Annotated in this window: 13 protein-coding genes; 6 read left to right on the top strand and 7 right to left on the bottom strand. The window is 53.9% G+C overall.

What is annotated here, in order from left to right; translation table 11 throughout:
- Positions 1-80: 80 nt before the first annotated feature.
- Positions 81-1,823, bottom strand: coding sequence for a bifunctional isocitrate dehydrogenase kinase/phosphatase (gene aceK, locus LQ901_RS00855; RefSeq protein ID WP_064978205.1), 1,743 nt, complete (start codon positions 1,821-1,823; stop codon positions 81-83).
- Positions 1,824-2,045: 222 nt separating this feature from the next.
- Between aceK and LQ901_RS00860 the strand changes: the two genes are divergently transcribed.
- The 4 genes from LQ901_RS00860 to thrC all read left to right on the top strand — a co-directional run bounded on the left by LQ901_RS00860 (position 2,046) and on the right by thrC (position 8,018).
- The gene (locus LQ901_RS00860) at positions 2,046-2,744 is read left to right on the top strand and encodes a tRNA/rRNA methyltransferase (protein WP_116546219.1); all 699 of its coding nucleotides are present in this window, start codon (positions 2,046-2,048) and stop codon (positions 2,742-2,744) included.
- A gap of 578 nt (positions 2,745-3,322) precedes the next feature.
- Positions 3,323-5,782 (top strand): bifunctional aspartate kinase/homoserine dehydrogenase I, encoded by a 2,460-nt coding sequence (gene thrA / locus LQ901_RS00865; protein ID WP_152128674.1) that lies wholly within the window; start codon positions 3,323-3,325, stop codon positions 5,780-5,782.
- Between the two features lies 1 nt (position 5,783).
- Positions 5,784-6,731 carry a homoserine kinase gene (thrB, locus tag LQ901_RS00870; RefSeq protein ID WP_010864659.1) on the top strand — a complete coding sequence of 316 codons (948 nt, stop codon included), beginning with the start codon at positions 5,784-5,786 and terminating at the stop codon, positions 6,729-6,731.
- A gap of 3 nt (positions 6,732-6,734) precedes the next feature.
- Positions 6,735-8,018, top strand: coding sequence for a threonine synthase (gene thrC, locus LQ901_RS00875; protein ID WP_010864658.1), 1,284 nt, complete (start codon positions 6,735-6,737; stop codon positions 8,016-8,018).
- Positions 8,019-8,256: 238 nt separating this feature from the next.
- Here thrC and LQ901_RS00880 read toward each other — a convergent pair whose 3' ends face one another.
- The 4 genes from LQ901_RS00880 to LQ901_RS00895 form a co-directional block, all read right to left on the bottom strand.
- Positions 8,257-9,426, bottom strand: coding sequence for an SPOR domain-containing protein (locus LQ901_RS00880; RefSeq protein ID WP_152135737.1), 1,170 nt, complete (start codon positions 9,424-9,426; stop codon positions 8,257-8,259).
- A gap of 22 nt (positions 9,427-9,448) precedes the next feature.
- Complete coding sequence (locus LQ901_RS00885; protein ID WP_039045833.1) at positions 9,449-10,624, bottom strand: dicarboxylate/amino acid:cation symporter; 1,176 nt, start codon at positions 10,622-10,624, stop codon at positions 9,449-9,451.
- A 228-nt stretch (positions 10,625-10,852) separates the two neighbouring features.
- Positions 10,853-11,236, bottom strand: a complete 384-nt coding sequence (grcA, locus tag LQ901_RS00890) for an autonomous glycyl radical cofactor GrcA (protein WP_010864655.1) — start codon at positions 11,234-11,236, stop codon at positions 10,853-10,855.
- Positions 11,237-11,425: 189 nt separating this feature from the next.
- Positions 11,426-11,740, bottom strand: a complete 315-nt coding sequence (locus tag LQ901_RS00895; protein ID WP_010864654.1) for a hypothetical protein — start codon at positions 11,738-11,740, stop codon at positions 11,426-11,428.
- 187 nt (positions 11,741-11,927) lie between these two features.
- Between LQ901_RS00895 and ung the strand changes: the two genes are divergently transcribed.
- The gene (gene ung, locus LQ901_RS00900; protein WP_036770009.1) at positions 11,928-12,605 is read left to right on the top strand and encodes a uracil-DNA glycosylase; all 678 of its coding nucleotides are present in this window, start codon (positions 11,928-11,930) and stop codon (positions 12,603-12,605) included.
- 116 nt (positions 12,606-12,721) lie between these two features.
- On the top strand, positions 12,722-13,435 hold the full coding sequence (locus LQ901_RS00905) for a hemerythrin domain-containing protein (RefSeq protein ID WP_233671914.1): 714 nt from the start codon (positions 12,722-12,724) through the stop codon (positions 13,433-13,435).
- Positions 13,436-13,526: 91 nt separating this feature from the next.
- Here the strand turns inward: LQ901_RS00905 and LQ901_RS00910 are convergent, their stop codons facing one another.
- Together LQ901_RS00910 and tal are read right to left on the bottom strand one after the other, a co-directional pair.
- Positions 13,527-13,706, bottom strand: coding sequence for a DUF3545 family protein (locus tag LQ901_RS00910; RefSeq protein WP_010864651.1), 180 nt, complete (start codon positions 13,704-13,706; stop codon positions 13,527-13,529).
- Positions 13,707-13,896: 190 nt separating this feature from the next.
- Positions 13,897-14,850: a transaldolase gene (tal, locus tag LQ901_RS00915; protein WP_010864650.1), complete on the bottom strand. Its 954-nt coding sequence runs from the start codon at positions 14,848-14,850 to the stop codon at positions 13,897-13,899.
- Positions 14,851-14,897 lie beyond the last annotated feature (47 nt).

Below are 14,897 nucleotides of genomic sequence, written 5' to 3' on the forward strand. Positions count from 1 at the left end.
GCTTTTACCACGCCGGTTTGCTGCGTGTCTCTCAGTATGGCTAAAAAATGACAAAATATCCGTTTAATAGCGGAACTTTTTTAATTTCGCGAGAAGCGTAACTTTCTGCGATAAGGAAAGACGTCTTCAATGTGGCCGTGGCGGATCTTATCTTGGATCTCTCGCCAGTAACGCGCTTCAAACAGATCCCCATGCAGTTCTTCAAAGATCTGGCGAATCTGGGGGTTGATACACAAGAACGTACGGAATTCCTCAGGGAAAATATCGTTCGGCCCGACGCTGTACCACGGCTCAGCCGACATCTCATCCTCCGGATAGCGTGGTGGGGGGATTTCGCGAAAATTCATCTCCGTCATGTAGTTAATTTCATCGTAATCATAAAACACCACGCGACCGTGACGGGTGACGCCGAAATTTTTGAACAGCATATCGCCGGGAAAGATGTTGGCGGCGGCCAGTTGTTTGATGGCGCTGCCATACTCTTCAATGACGGCGCGCAGTTGCTCGTCATTGGCCTGCTCCAGATAGAGGTTCAGCGGCGTCATGCGTCGCTCCATGTACAGGTGGCGGATAATCAGCTGGTCACCGTTTTCCTCCAACTGCGAAGGCGCTTCACGGCGCAGCTCATCCAGCAGCTCGCTGCAGACCCGATCGCGTGGCAGGATAAAGTTCTCATACTCTTGGGTATCTGCCATCCGCCCGACCCGATCGTGCTCTTTTACCAAGCGGTACTTGGCTTTTACCATCTCGCGGTTCATCTCTTTTTGCGGTGCAAACTGATCTTTAATCACCTTAAACACCGTGTCATAGGAGGGTAGGGTAAACACCAGCATCACCATCCCTTTCACGCCGGGGGCGATGATAAAAGGATCGTCCGAGTGCTCCAGATGGTGCAGATATTCGCGGTAAAACTCGGTTTTCCCGTGCTTCTGACAGCCGATGGCGGTGTACAACTCAGCGTGGCTTTTGCCTGGCAAAATGGTGTGTAACCAGCGCACAACCGCAGAAGGCACGGGGGCATACACCATGAAGTAAGAGCGGGCAAAACCAAACACAATGCTGGCTTCGTCAAACTCGGTCAGGCAGGTATCCACAAATATCCCGCTGGCTTCGTTATGGTGAATCGGCAGGATGAGGGGCGTGGGCGGCGCATCCGGCCATTCAATGCGGCCAATCAGGTAAGCGGCTTTATTGCGAAAGAAAGGTTCGCGCAGCATGGTCAGACTGGCTTGTGCTAGCGCCTCTTCACGAAAACGTGCGCGCAGCCGGCGCTGCAGCTGCTCGATATCCCGCGTGAGGTTTTCCCATGGCAGGGTAAACGGGGTGTCATTCAGCAATTGCGCCAATGCCTGTTCAAGGCGCGTGCTGACGCTAGCGCCTGACTGTTCGGTCAGTGGATAGCTTTTGTCTAATGGGCGCTGCGGCAGATCAAAGCGCGCCGGTTGTGAGCTAAACACAAACAGCTTATGCGGATTGAGGTTGCGGTGCGAGAAGATGCGGCAATACACCGAGTTAAAGAAACTTTCAGCAATTTCATAGCGCGGATAGTCGTGCAGCAAATCTTCGTAGGCACGTTTGACCCGCATCACAAAGTGAGCATCGGTATACAGGTTGCCGGTCATGCTTTTGAGCTGAGCGACGGCCAAGGTGACATGATGATCGTACAAATTGATCCGCTGCTTCATGGCGTCTTGCACCGCGGCCCATTGGGCTTGTTCGAAGCGCTGCTGGGCACCGGCGGTGATCTCTAAAAAGCGTCCGTATTGGGCATCGAATCCTTGCAGGATCGTATGCGCGATCAGGTGTTCCAGTGCCGAGGTCATCATGCCATTCCTTCTGCCTGTTGCGATCTGTTCTCTGACCAGCTGATGTCGCATCGCGGTGCTGGCTCATTGCGGGCGATCGTCCGTGCTTTTATTTAGGTGAATATATGCACTGCATGGATTCACTATGGCGATCTTTTAACCAATGCGCAACTGGGGGAAATTGCATTTCTGGCTAAACTCGTTACAGTTGCCGGCGGTGAATGAATCAGGAACAAAACAATGCAGTTTCATATCGTACTGGTAGAGCCCGCGCGGGCAGAAAATGTGGGTGCGGCAGCACGGGCGATGAAAACCATGGGGTTTAGCTCACTGCGCATCGTGAACAGTGATGCCCATCGTCAGCCGGCGGCCGGATGGGTTGCGCATGGCTCGCAAGAAATCCTTGCCGAGGCTAGTACGTATGCCACGCTGGCCGACGCGGTGGCGGATGTGGAATTGGTGGTAGCAACCACGGCGCGTGAGCGCGGTCGCTTCAATTATTACGCGACCCCCGCTGAAGTGCTGACGCAACTGCAAGAAAAGCAGCAGTGGATGGGCTCCGCAGCACTGGTTTTCGGGCGGGAAGACTCCGGCCTGACCAATGACGAGTTAGAACTGGCCGATATCCTGACCTGCGTGCCGATGCAGGCCGATTATCCCTCATTGAATTTGGGACAGGCGGTGATGGTGTACTGCTATCAGTTGTCGCAGTTAAATCAGTTGCAGCAAGAGCAAGAAACCCCGACCGATGCGGGGCAGTTAACCGCCTTACGCGCCCGCGTCGAGCGTTTACTGCAAACCTTGCAGGTGGCCGACGATCAGAAACTGGCCGATTGGCTGGATCAGCGCTTGGGGATGTTGGCTCAGCGCGATACCGCGATGCTGCACACCTTGCTGCATGATATCGAAAAAATGCTCGCGCCGAAAAACAACGCGTAATTATCAGATTGGCGCTGTGGGTTTCTCGAATTAACCGATTCAGCTAAAGCTGGCAGGATTTTATCCGGTGAAAATGGCTATTACTGGTGTGGATTGAGTGGTGGCTGCGGAGAGAAAATCAGCCGATTGATTGACTTTAGCGCAATTTTGCTTTAACCAATAGAGTCACGACTGCGCGAAAAGTCTGCCTAGCAGGCTATGGCAATCACGGATCACCAACAACAGTTCTCTTACGACAGCTTACAACGAGAAGACGTAATACTATGATGAACGCTCAGCTGGTTACCCTGATTACGATTACAACCACCACCATTACCACCATCGGTAACGGGGCTGGCTGACGCGCGCAAATCAGATATCCAGGCCCGTTACCCTCACCGGAACGGGCCTTTTTTTTGCTACCCGTTTTCACAGCGCGACTCGGTGTCATGCGGTAACACGGAATGGATACGATGGATTGTTTGCTGTTACATGTCAGAGCGTGATCGCCCTGCATAACACGGCAAAACATAAAGTTAACGGAACCGTTATCCTGAGCGATACGGTAACGGAGATGGACTTGTAAAGGGAGTACAACGATGCGGGTATTGAAATTTGGTGGCACTTCTCTGGCCAATGCCGAACGGTTTGCACGTGCCGCTGATATCATCGAGAGCAATGCCCAGCAGGGGCAGGTCGCCGCGGTGTTATCGGCTCCAGCCAAAATCACCAACCATCTGGTGGCCATGATTGATAAAACCGTGGCCGGTCAGGATATCCAACCGAACCTCAATGATGCCGAGCAGATTTTTGCCGATTTAGTGCAGGGACTGCATGCCGAGTTGCCAGCGTTTGCGCTGGAGAGCGTCAAGAGCATGTTGGCGCGCGAGTTTGCCAATTTGCGCCAGCTACTGCATGGGATCAGCTTGCTGGGGCAGTGCCCAGATAGCATCAATGCCAGCATTATCAGCCGTGGCGAGAAGATGTCGATTGCCATTATGGACGCGCTGTTTGTGGCGCGTGGCTATCCGGTTAAGGTGTTGGATCCGGTGGAAAAACTGCTGGCGCGCGGTGGCTATCTGGAATCGACTGTGGATATTGAGGTATCGACCGCCCGTTTTCAGGCCGATCCTATTCCGCAAGGCGCGGTGGCGCTGATGGCGGGCTTTACCGCCAGCAATGAAAAAGGTGAGCTGGTGGTGCTGGGGCGTAATGGCTCCGACTATTCCGCCGCGGTACTGGCCGCTTGTTTGCGTGCCGAGTGCTGCGAAATTTGGACTGACGTCGATGGTGTGTATACCTGCGACCCACGTTTGGTGCCGGATGCGCGTTTGCTCAAATCCATGTCCTATCCGGAAGCGATGGAGCTGTCGTACTTTGGCGCGAAGGTTTTGCACCCGCGTACCATTTTACCGATTGCTCAGTTCCAGATCCCGTGCCTGATTAAAAACACCGCCAATCCGCAAGCCGAAGGCACCTTAATTGGCGCAGAAAGTGGCGCCGAGCAGCTGGAAGTCAAAGGCATCACTAACTTATCCAATGTGGCGATGCTGAACGTGTCAGGCCCTGGCATGAAAGGCATGGTCGGCATGGCGGCACGGGTGTTCTCGGTGATGTCACGCGCGGGGATCTCCGTGGTGCTGATCACCCAGTCGTCTTCTGAATACAGCATCAGTTTTTGTGTGCCGCAAGCCGAGTTAGCCAAAGCGCGCCGTGCGCTGAACGATGAGTTTTATCTGGAGCTGAAAAATGGTCTGTTAGAGCCGTTAGATGTGCAGGAAAAACTGGCGGTGGTGTCGGTGGTCGGTGATGGGATGCGCACTGCGCGTGGCATCTCAGCGCGCTTTTTTACTGCGCTGGCACAGGCCAACATCAATATCGTGGCGATCGCGCAGGGCTCGTCTGAGCGCTCTATCTCCGCGGTGATTGCCGATGAGAAGGTCACCGAAGCGGTACGGACCTGCCATGAGGCGCTGTTTAACTCTCGTCAGGTGCTGGATGTGTTTATCATCGGCGTCGGTGGTGTTGGTGGCGCGCTGGTCGAGCAAATTCGCCGTCAGCAGCCACGTTTGCTGGCGCAAAATATTCAGCTGCGGGTTTGCGGTTTATCCAATTCACGCTCAATGCTGTTGGATGTTAATGGCATTGAGCTGGAGCACTGGCGCGATCAAATCAGCGCCGCCAATGAGCCTTATTCCTTTGCCCGCCTGATCCGGGTGGTCAATCAGTATCATCTGCTCAATCCGGTGATTGTGGATTGTACTTCAGATCAGAAAATTGCCGATCAGTATGCCGATTTCTTGGCAGCCGGTTTCCATGTCATCACCCCGAACAAGAAAGCCAATACGTCATCGCTCGATTATTACCGTTTGCTGCGCCGTACCGCACAAAGCAGCCGTCGTAAGTTTCTGTATGAAACCAACGTCGGCGCGGGTTTGCCAGTGATTGAAAACCTGCAAAACTTGCTCAATGCCGGTGATGAGTTGAGCCGCTTTAGCGGCGTGTTGTCAGGCTCCTTGTCATTTATCTTCGGTAAATTGGAAGAGGGCATGAGCCTGTCGGCGGCCACAGCGCTGGCGCGCCAAAACGGTTATACCGAGCCAGATCCGCGCGATGATCTCTCGGGGATGGATGTGGCGCGTAAGCTTTTGATCCTCGCTCGTGAAGCCGGTTACCCACTGGAGTTGAGCGATATTCAGGTGCAAGGCGTGTTGCCAGCCAGTTTCGATGCCAGTGGCGATACCACCTCGTTCATGGCGCGTTTACCGCAGTTGGATGCGGAGTTTGCCGCGCGAGTGGCGGCCGCCAACAGTGAAGGCAAAGTGCTGCGCTATGTTGGGGTCATTGAAGAAGGTCAGTGCCGCGCTGAAATTCAGGCGGTGGGGGCCGATGATCCGTTATTTAAAGTCAAAGATGGCGAGAACGCGCTGGCGTTTTACAGCCGCTATTATCAGCCGCTACCACTGGTATTGCGTGGCTATGGCGCGGGCAACGATGTGACCGCTGCCGGGATCTTCGCCGATCTGCTGCGTACCCTGCCGTGGAAACGGGGAGTCTAAGATGGGAATCAAAGTGTATGCCCCGGCCTCGATTGGGAATGTGAGTGTCGGATTCGATGTGCTGGGCGCGGCGGTCAGTCCGGTGGACGGTACCTTGCTCGGGGATGTGGTCAGTGCCGAGGCTTGCAGCGAACCGTTTGAGCTGGCGTGTCGCGGGCGGTTTGTCGATAAATTGCCGGTTAATCCGCAGGAAAATATCGTCTATCAGTGCTGGGTGCTGTTCAGTGAGCGCCTGCGCTTACAAGGCGGCAAGGTCAAACCGGTGCGGCTGGTGTTGGAAAAGAACATGCCGATTGGCTCGGGGCTAGGCTCCAGTGCTTGCTCGATTGTGGCGGCGCTGGTGGCGCTCAATGAGTGGCATGACCGCCCGTTTGACGAACATGCCATGCTGGCCATGATGGGCGAACTGGAAGGACGCATCTCCGGCAGCGTGCACTACGATAACGTGGCGCCGTGCTATTTGGGCGGCTTGCAGCTGATGCTGGAAGAGATGGGGATCATCAGTCAGTCAGTGCCTTGTTTTGACGAGTGGTACTGGGTGATGGCCTATCCGGGCATCAAGGTATCGACTGCGGAAGCGCGCGCAATTTTACCGGCGCAATACCGTCGCCAAGATTGTATTGCTCATGGTCGTCATCTGGCTGGGTTTATCCATGCTTGTTACAGCCATCAGCCACGGCTGGCTGCGCAGATGATCAAAGATGTGATTGCCGAGCCGTATCGTGAGCGGCTATTGCCAGGCTTTGCCGAAGCGCGCCGTCAGGCGCGCGATTGCGGCGCGCTGGCGACCGGCATTTCTGGCTCTGGTCCAACCCTGTTCTCGGTGTGCGCCGATTACGCGGTGGCCAGCCGTGTCGCGCGCTGGTTAAGTGATAACTATCTGCAAAATGACGAAGGATTTGTCCATATCTGCCGCATGGATCGGGCAGGGGCACGCATACTGGGGTAACGCATGAAACTGTATAACATCAAGGATCACAACGAGCAGGTAAGCTTCGCACAGGCGGTGCGTCAGGGATTGGGTCGCCAGCAGGGGCTGTTTTTCCCGTTTGATGTGCCGCTATTGGCCAATATCGATGAGCTGTTGGCATTGCCGTTTGTCGAGCGTAGTGCGCGTATTTTAAGTCGCCTGATTGGCGATGAGCTGACGCCGGAGCAGGTGCAGCAGATGGTGGCGACGGCCTTTGATTTCCCGCTCCCGCTGCAGCAGGTGTCTGACTCGGTTTATGCGCTGGAGCTGTTCCATGGCCCGACGCTGGCATTTAAAGACTTCGGTGGCCGCTTTATGGCGCAGGTGTTGGCTGAAGTGGCGGGGGATGAAAAGATCACCATCCTGACCGCGACCTCAGGAGACACTGGTGCAGCAGTGGCGCATGCTTTTGCCGGCATCGAGCAGATCCAAGTGGTGATCTTGTATCCGCAAGGCAAGATCAGTCCGCTGCAGGAAAAACTGTTTTGTACACTGGGCGGCAATATTTCCACGTTGGCCGTGGATGGCGATTTTGATGCTTGCCAAGCCTTAGTGAAACAAGCATTTGATGATGAAGCGCTGCGTCAGGCGATTGGCCTGAATTCGGCAAACTCCATCAACATCAGCCGCTTGCTGGCGCAAATCTGTTACTACTTCGAAGCGGTGGCGCAGTTGCCGCAGGCGGCGCGCAATCAGTTGGTGGTGGCGGTGCCAAGCGGAAACTTTGGTAACTTAACCGCCGGTTTGCTGGCTCAAGCGATGGGGCTGCCGGTAAAACGTTTTATTGCAGCTACCAATGCCAACGATACCGTCCCGCGTTATCTGGCTACCAAAGAGTGGGCACCGCGTGAGACAGTTGCCACGTTGTCTAACTCGATGGATGTGAGCCGGCCAAACAACTGGCCGCGCATTGAAGAGCTGTATCGTCGCAAAGAGTGTCAGATGCCGCTGTTGGCCTATGGCGCGGTTAGTGATGAGGCGGTCAGCGACACGCTGCGCACACTGGATGCGTTAGGTTATCTGTGTGAGCCGCACGGCGCCACTGCCTATCAAGTGCTGTCGGAGCAGTTGCGTCCGGGCGAAACTGGCGTCTTTTTGTGTACTGCGCATCCGGCTAAGTTTAAAGAGAGTGTTGAAGCTATCTTGGCGCGCGACATTGACCTGCCGCCAGCATTGGCCGAGCGCGCGCAATTGCCACTGCTGTCGCAGGCCATGCCTGCGGATTTCGCTGCATTAAAGCAGTGGTTACAGCAGCATTTGTTGTAAGTGCTGGCTGTTAGCAGGGCATAAGCGAGCGGGATAAAACGCGTTTTTACTTTGCTATTGCGCTACTCGGCTGCTGCGTGAACAGCGATGTAGCTGTCGCTATGAAGACCGTCTCCCTTGGGAGGCGGTTTTTTTATGCCTAAGCTTACTTTTGTTTTTTTGGTTTTGGGGCGGGGACTAAAAAGGAGCTGATATTTCAGTGTTGACGTTATGGGCAAGAATATCGCGCCGGTGCGCGCTAGCGTGCGGCGGTGGTGGGGATTGCGCTATGGGTGACTGATTTTCGGCTAGCGGGTGTTGCGCTCTTTTGTGGCGTGTTGGTTTTGGCCGCGCTGGGCGCATTAGCGTTCAGCTCTTGATGCACTTTACGTACGCTTTTGACCCACGCATCGTGGTATAGCTGCGCCATTTTTTCGCTGGTTGCCGCGCTGCGCGCTTCGCTCAGGGTGGCAAATTCACCGGTGACCACCAAATACCAGTCTTGGCCGCTGCGCCAAGTGCGATACAGATAGAGTGGGCTTTTGATCCCCGGCTCTTGCAGTAAGGCTTGTGCGATCGGGTAGTTACGCGTGGCCAGCAGTTGGATGGTGTAATTGCTGTTATTCATGGCCCGTAATTTAGGCAGCGTTTGTTGCAGCAATTCGGCCTTGTTCAGCGCTATGCCTAATTGCGCTTCATGGTTGGCACTCGGCGCTTGGCGCTGGTGGTCTGGCTCGGTCGTGTCGGCTACGGCTAAGTCAGCCGTTTGCGCCGCGCGAGGGGATTTGTCTGGATTCGAGGCTTCAGCTTCAACATCAGTGGACGTAGGAAGCGTGGTTTGTGCTATCAGAGGCTGCAATTGCATGCCGGCTTGAAACAGTACCGGCGTTTCGGCGCGCCGATGTGCGGAAACCTGATAACGACCGATATTGCTCTGCGCTTTCATGCTACTGACCAATGATTTGGCCACCACTTCATCATTGATGCCATTAATCAGGAGTGAGTTGCCATCAATCGGCATTTGAATAATGGGCGTTGCCAGCAGTTGGCCATCAATCAAAATCGCTAAATTGCCACGCACGTGTTCACTGGTTTGCTGCGAGAGAATCGCTTGCCCTTGCGGCGCGAGGTCAAGGCGCAGTGTCGGCCCGCTGCCATCCATCGAATAGATATAAAACACATCATCAATGTGCTGGCATTGCAGCAGTGTCGGCGAAAGGTATAACTGCTCGCCTTCGGGATTGCGATAGGTGAGGGCCTGCGCGCTGGCGGATGGGTACAGCAAATGTAGGGTCAGACGTGGGGTGCAAGTGGTCGGTTTGAGTGGTGCGGCGCAACCGGACAGGAGCAACAATAAACAACACACGCTGTACGTCAGATAACGGTACAGCGTGTGTGAGTTGAGCTGGCATCCGTGCCGGTTATGCATGGTTTGCTTAACTGAGCATCAATTAGGCTTCAGCAGGCTTGTTGCTGGCTTCGGTTTCCGCTTCAAACCCAGTATCGACCAGCAGGCTGATGGCGCCATCACCGGTTACGTTACAGGCGGTACCGAAGCTGTCTTGTGCCAGATACAGGGCAATCATCAGCGCCAGTTGCGCTTCGGTAAAGCCCAGCATTGAACCCAGCAGCCCCAGTGCTGACATCACCGCGCCACCCGGAGCTCCTGGTGCAGCAATCATGGTGATCCCCAGCATCAGAATGAACGGCAACATGGTCATCAGGCTTGGGATATCCATGTGCTGTGCCAGATACATCACCGCAGTAGCACAGGTTACCAGTGTAATGGTGGAGCCTGACAGGTGGATGGTGGCGCACAGTGGGATGGTGAAGTTCGCCACGCCTTCGTTCACGCCCATCGCTTTGGTCTGACGCAGAGTGACCGGAATGGTGGCGGCAGAAGACATGGTACCGACCGCGGTGAAGTAAGCTGGCAGCATGGTGCGCAGCAGGAACAGTGGTGAACGACCAGAGATGATCCCTGCGCCGACATACAGCACGGTCAGCCACAGCCAATGCATTACGATGGCCAGTGCCAGCACGATTCCGAAGGTTTTCAGGGTAGTGAATACCGTGCCTTCGATGGTCATTTCGGCAAAGACCCCGGCAATGTAGAACGGCAGTACTGGAATGATCACCTTGGCCAGCAGACCGTCGATGATATCGCGGCCGCCATCACTGGCTTCTTTCAGGGTTTTATTCTGGGTCTTGCTGATACCGATCCCGAACAGGAAAGCGGTCGCCAGCGCGGTCATCACACCAAACAGTGGCGGGATCGACAGTTGAATAAACGGCGTCAGCTTGTTGGCAACGGCTTCTGTGTTCACTGCGTTTTCGGCGAGCAGTGGAATAACCTGACCGGCAATCAGGAATGCACAGGTACCCGCCACGATGGTCGAGGCATAAGCCAAGATCACGGTTTTACCCAGGATTTTCCCTGAGTTACGCGGCAAGCTGGCGATCCCACTGGTGATGAAGAACAAAATAATCAGTGGGATGGTGAAGTTAATCAGTTCTCCGATCAATGACTTGGCAGTCAATAGTAGGCGGATAACCCATTCGGGGGCGTAAAAGCCCAAGAGTAGCCCGGCCAGTATCCCGGCGATGAGCTTGGCGATAAGTTTCATGAGAAGAATCCTGTACTAAATTCTAATGGCTATATTTTTTATTGCTAACAGTTACGAACTGTGTAGCTGTATCAAACAAAATACCATAATGAATTAGAGATTTCTGTGACTAATTACGGGGAGTATCAGGAGACTTCATGTAAATGAAACAGGCGGTTAGAAACCGCCTGCTGGAGAGAAGCATCAGAGTGGATGTGAACATCCGGCGGGGATTTTTCCCGCTGCCAATTACAGGCTCTGAGTGAAAGTACGGGTGATAACGTCGCGCTGCTGCTCTGGAGTCAGAGAGTTAAAACGTACCGCGTAACCAGATACACGGATAGTCAGCTGCGGGTATTTTTCTGGATGATTAACAGCATCTTCCAGCGTTTCACGCTGCAGAACGTTAACGTTCAGGTGCTGACCGCCCTCTACACGTACAGTCGGTTGTACGTCCAGTGCTACTTCACGGTATTCGATTTCGCCCAGATCGTTAACTGGAACGATTTGATCTTCAGCGTATTCGCTCTTGGCGCATACACAACGCGCTTCACCGGTGGTGCTATCCAGCAACCAGAAAGAGTTCAGCAGTGCATCATTGGCAGCTTTGGTGATCTGAATCCCAGTAATCATAGCGATCTCCCGCAAGGTAATTATAGAAAGAGTTGATAGTTTACAACCTTTGTTGATGGTTATTGTGTGACCTTGTTTGATGTATGTCAATATCCTGATTCAAAGTAAGGTTTATTCAAATGTATAAAAATGATCTCGCGCACATCGTGAGATGCGCGCTGAAATGTGAAAATTGATCTGGATTCGGTTTTATGGCTGGCGCTTTTCGATTTTGTCGAACTGCAGAACGTTTAAGAAGTCGTGTTGATACTGCTCTTCCAGTGAATGGCGCCAGTATTGATTGGAGAGTGGAAGCAGGAAAAAGTATTCGCGCGCGGTGTCAGTCACAAAGGCCATACCGAGCGGCATCAGCTCATGATGAATGTCGTGCACAAAGTCCACGCTGAATTTAGTCCGTCCGCTGAGTTGGCTGATGTCCTTACGAGTCAGGTAGACGCCTTGTTTATTGTTTTTAAAGCGCTCAAACAGCCAGTGAGCAAACTCTTTTGCGCTGATCATCGACATAAGTTGCCTCACGCACAGTCAGAGGAGTGGTGTTAACAGTTTAGCAACAAGCGCAGCACTGCGCCAAACCGCCGGCGCTAAAATGCGACCTTAGCGCAGATCTGGCGCAGATAGGCGCGTGCAAGGCTGGATAAGCCAGTAGCGAAGGGGGTAAGCTTACGCCTTGTTAACGATTATCTGAGTGGAGATGCACATGCCCGAGCTGAACTGGAGCGATGTGATTGGCGCTGAAAAGCAGCAACCCTATTTTCTGGACACCATGGCCTATGTAGCGGCTGAGCGCGCGGCGGGGAAAGAGATTTATCCGCCGGAGCACGATGTATTCAATGCCTTTCGCTACACCCCGTTTGAGCAGGTAAAAGTGGTGATCTTAGGGCAAGACCCGTATCACGGCCCCAATCAGGCGCATGGTTTGTGTTTCTCGGTGCTGCCAGGGGTGCCGGTGCCGCCTTCACTGGTCAATATGTACAAAGAGCTGGCGCAGGATATTGCGGGCTTTCAGATCCCGCAGCACGGTTACCTGAAAAGCTGGGCCGATCAGGGCGTGTTGCTGCTCAACACCGTGCTGACCGTGGAGCGTGGTCAAGCGCATTCGCATGCCAAGTTGGGCTGGGAAACCTTTACCGATCGCGTGATTGCCGCCGTCAACGAACATCGCCAAGGAGTGGTCTTCTTGCTGTGGGGCGCGCATGCCCAGAAAAAGGGCCGCATTATTGACCGTCAGCGTCACCATGTGCTGACGGCGCCGCATCCTTCGCCATTGTCGGCACACCGTGGTTTCTTGGGTTGTCGCCACTTTTCACAAACGAATCAGCTGTTAGCACAGCAAAATTTACCGGCCATTGACTGGCAACCGGTGCTCTAAATCGAGTTAGCTACGTGCTACAAGCGCGAGCCGTGTTGCATAGCTGAAACGCGTCACTTCAAGTGTGTGAGGTTGATTAAAAAATCAGCATTTATCCTCAGCAGTGTTGGCCGAGAGTGGTACAACAAGGAGCATTGGGGATAACACGCCAGAGAAGACCAGCGCCTGCGGGGATTGTCAGTACCGGTGGTCTGGGTCATCAAGCGCCGCCTTTCTATCGCGAAGGGAAGGGCGTCCTGTGTGGCCCCAAGCCAAGGACGATATCCACGGACAAGGAGAAGATCATGCTGCTGACCCAGTTGACGCGTGAGCATACCAATATCAGCCGGTTACTGGCGGTTCTGGAAGAAGAGTTAGCCGGGCTAGAGCGTGGCGACGGGGTAAATTACCGTCTGCTGCGCGATGTGGCGGAGTACCTGATCCCACATGCCGAACAGCACCACCACTGCCTCGAAGATCAGATTTATACCTATTTCAGCACCCAGTATCCGGATGAGGCGGCGCAGATAGCGTCACTGGCACAGGCCCATGAGATGTTGTCGGCGGCGTGTCAGCAGTTTTATGCCCTGCTGCAGATGGTGATGGCGGACCAGATTATTCCAACCGCGCTGTTAACGGAAAAAGTACGCTATTTCATTGCATTGCAGCGTCAGCATATCGTGTTGGAAGAGCAACAGATCTTTCCTTTGCTGAAAACCACCTTGCAACCGGCGGACTGGCAGCAGTTGATGGGGCAATTACAGCCGTTAACTGCCGATCCGTTATTCGGCGATGCGATCACTGCTCAATATGTGCAGCTGGCGACCCGTTTACAAAGTGCGGTGAGCTAAGGCTTCGGCGGGTGGCCAAGACTCTGTGTTGATAAACGCTAAGAGATGCTGAGAAACGGCAGACCCGCCAGCGGCGGGTCTGAAAAGGGGCTTAGAAACGCAGGTCTTCCAGTGAGTAGTCGTTCAGAATATCGATGCTTTTCAGTTCGCGTTGCAGGCGGTACTTGTCTTTCAGTGCTTCGATTTCACGCCATTTCCTTTTCTTCTGCTGTTTCCCTCCACGTGAAGTTTTCTCACTCGTGTCAGTTTCGTCGAAGAAATACCCTTCCATGGTGTTACCTCGCTACGTGTTAGTGCTACGTGGTTAATCGGTTTTGGTAATAGCACAGCAAGGTTGAAAATAGAACAAGTTGGTGACGGTTTTGTTGTGTGGCGATGAATTATTTTCTGGGCTGTGATCGGCAACAAAAAAGGTGCGATATACGCACCTTTTTGCAGATAGTTGCACAGCAACTGGGCGATTACAGACGCGCTTCGATCATCTGCTCCAGTTTGCCTTGGTCGACGGCAAACTTACGGATACCGTCAGACAGTTTTTCTACGGCCATTGGATCTTGGTTGTGCTGCCAGTAGAACTCCGCTTCGGTCATGCGTGCAGGACGCGGCAGAACTTCACCGTGGTACGCCAGTTTCACCGGCAGTTCGCCTTCGGCTTCCGCCAGCTCTTGCAGCAGGTTCGGGCCGATAGTCAGGCGGTCGCAACCGGCCAGCTCGGTGATTTCACCGATATTACGGAAGCTCGCACCCATAACCACAGTGTGGTAGCCGTGCTGCTTGTAATAGTTGTAGATAGAGGTCACGGAGATGACGCCCGGATCTTCATGCGGCGCAAAGCTCTTCTGTTCGGTGTTGGCTTTGTACCAGTCCATGATGCGGCCCACGAATGGGGAGATCAGGAACACACCGGCTTCCGCACAAGCGCGAGCTTGAGCGAAGGAGAACAGCAGGGTCAGGTTACAGTTGATCCCTTCTTGCTCTAAGATTTCTGCCGCGCGAATACCCTGCCAAGTCGAGGCCAGTTTAATCAGAATACGGTCATTGCTGATCCCGGCTTCGTTGTACAGACGGATCAGCTTGCGAGCTTTAGCCAGACTGGCTTCGGTGTCATAAGACAGGCGCGCATCTACTTCAGTGGAGATGCGTCCTGGAACAATTTTCAGAATTTCCAGGCCGATGTTGACAGCCAGTTTGTCGGCGGCATCAACGATTTGCTGGGCTTTATCCTGACTCTGTGCCTTGGCATAACGAACGGCATCATCGATCAGCGGCGCGTACTCCGGGATCTGGGCGGCGTTGAGGATCAGTGACGGGTTAGTGGTGGCATCTTCCGGTTGGTAACGTTTGATGGCTTCGATGTCGCCAGTGTCCGCTACAACTGTGGTGAGTTTGCGTAGAGCAGAGAGTTTGTCAGCCATTTGTAGTTATCTCGACGTTGGTGTGCGTGGAAAAACCGGTTCTCGGA

It is taken from the genome of Plesiomonas sp. PI-19, assembly GCF_021368255.1.
Lineage (GTDB): Bacteria > Pseudomonadota > Gammaproteobacteria > Enterobacterales > CAMTGL01 > Plesiomonas > Plesiomonas shigelloides.

Bases quoted from the DNA above. Each gene is read 5' to 3' on its own strand.
- aceK (WP_064978205.1), bottom strand. From the start codon at position 1,823: ATGACCTCGGCACTGGAACACCTGATCGCGCATACGATCCTGCAAGGA.
- LQ901_RS00860 (WP_116546219.1), top strand. From the start codon at position 2,046: ATGCAGTTTCATATCGTACTGGTAGAGCCCGCGCGGGCAGAAAATGTG.
- thrA (WP_152128674.1), top strand. From the start codon at position 3,323: ATGCGGGTATTGAAATTTGGTGGCACTTCTCTGGCCAATGCCGAACGG.
- thrB (WP_010864659.1), top strand. From the start codon at position 5,784: ATGGGAATCAAAGTGTATGCCCCGGCCTCGATTGGGAATGTGAGTGTC.
- thrC (WP_010864658.1), top strand. From the start codon at position 6,735: ATGAAACTGTATAACATCAAGGATCACAACGAGCAGGTAAGCTTCGCA.
- LQ901_RS00880 (WP_152135737.1), bottom strand. From the start codon at position 9,426: ATGCATAACCGGCACGGATGCCAGCTCAACTCACACACGCTGTACCGT.
- LQ901_RS00885 (WP_039045833.1), bottom strand. From the start codon at position 10,624: ATGAAACTTATCGCCAAGCTCATCGCCGGGATACTGGCCGGGCTACTC.
- grcA (WP_010864655.1), bottom strand. From the start codon at position 11,236: ATGATTACTGGGATTCAGATCACCAAAGCTGCCAATGATGCACTGCTG.
- LQ901_RS00895 (WP_010864654.1), bottom strand. From the start codon at position 11,740: ATGTCGATGATCAGCGCAAAAGAGTTTGCTCACTGGCTGTTTGAGCGC.
- ung (WP_036770009.1), top strand. From the start codon at position 11,928: ATGCACATGCCCGAGCTGAACTGGAGCGATGTGATTGGCGCTGAAAAG.
- LQ901_RS00910 (WP_010864651.1), bottom strand. From the start codon at position 13,706: ATGGAAGGGTATTTCTTCGACGAAACTGACACGAGTGAGAAAACTTCA.
- tal (WP_010864650.1), bottom strand. From the start codon at position 14,850: ATGGCTGACAAACTCTCTGCTCTACGCAAACTCACCACAGTTGTAGCG.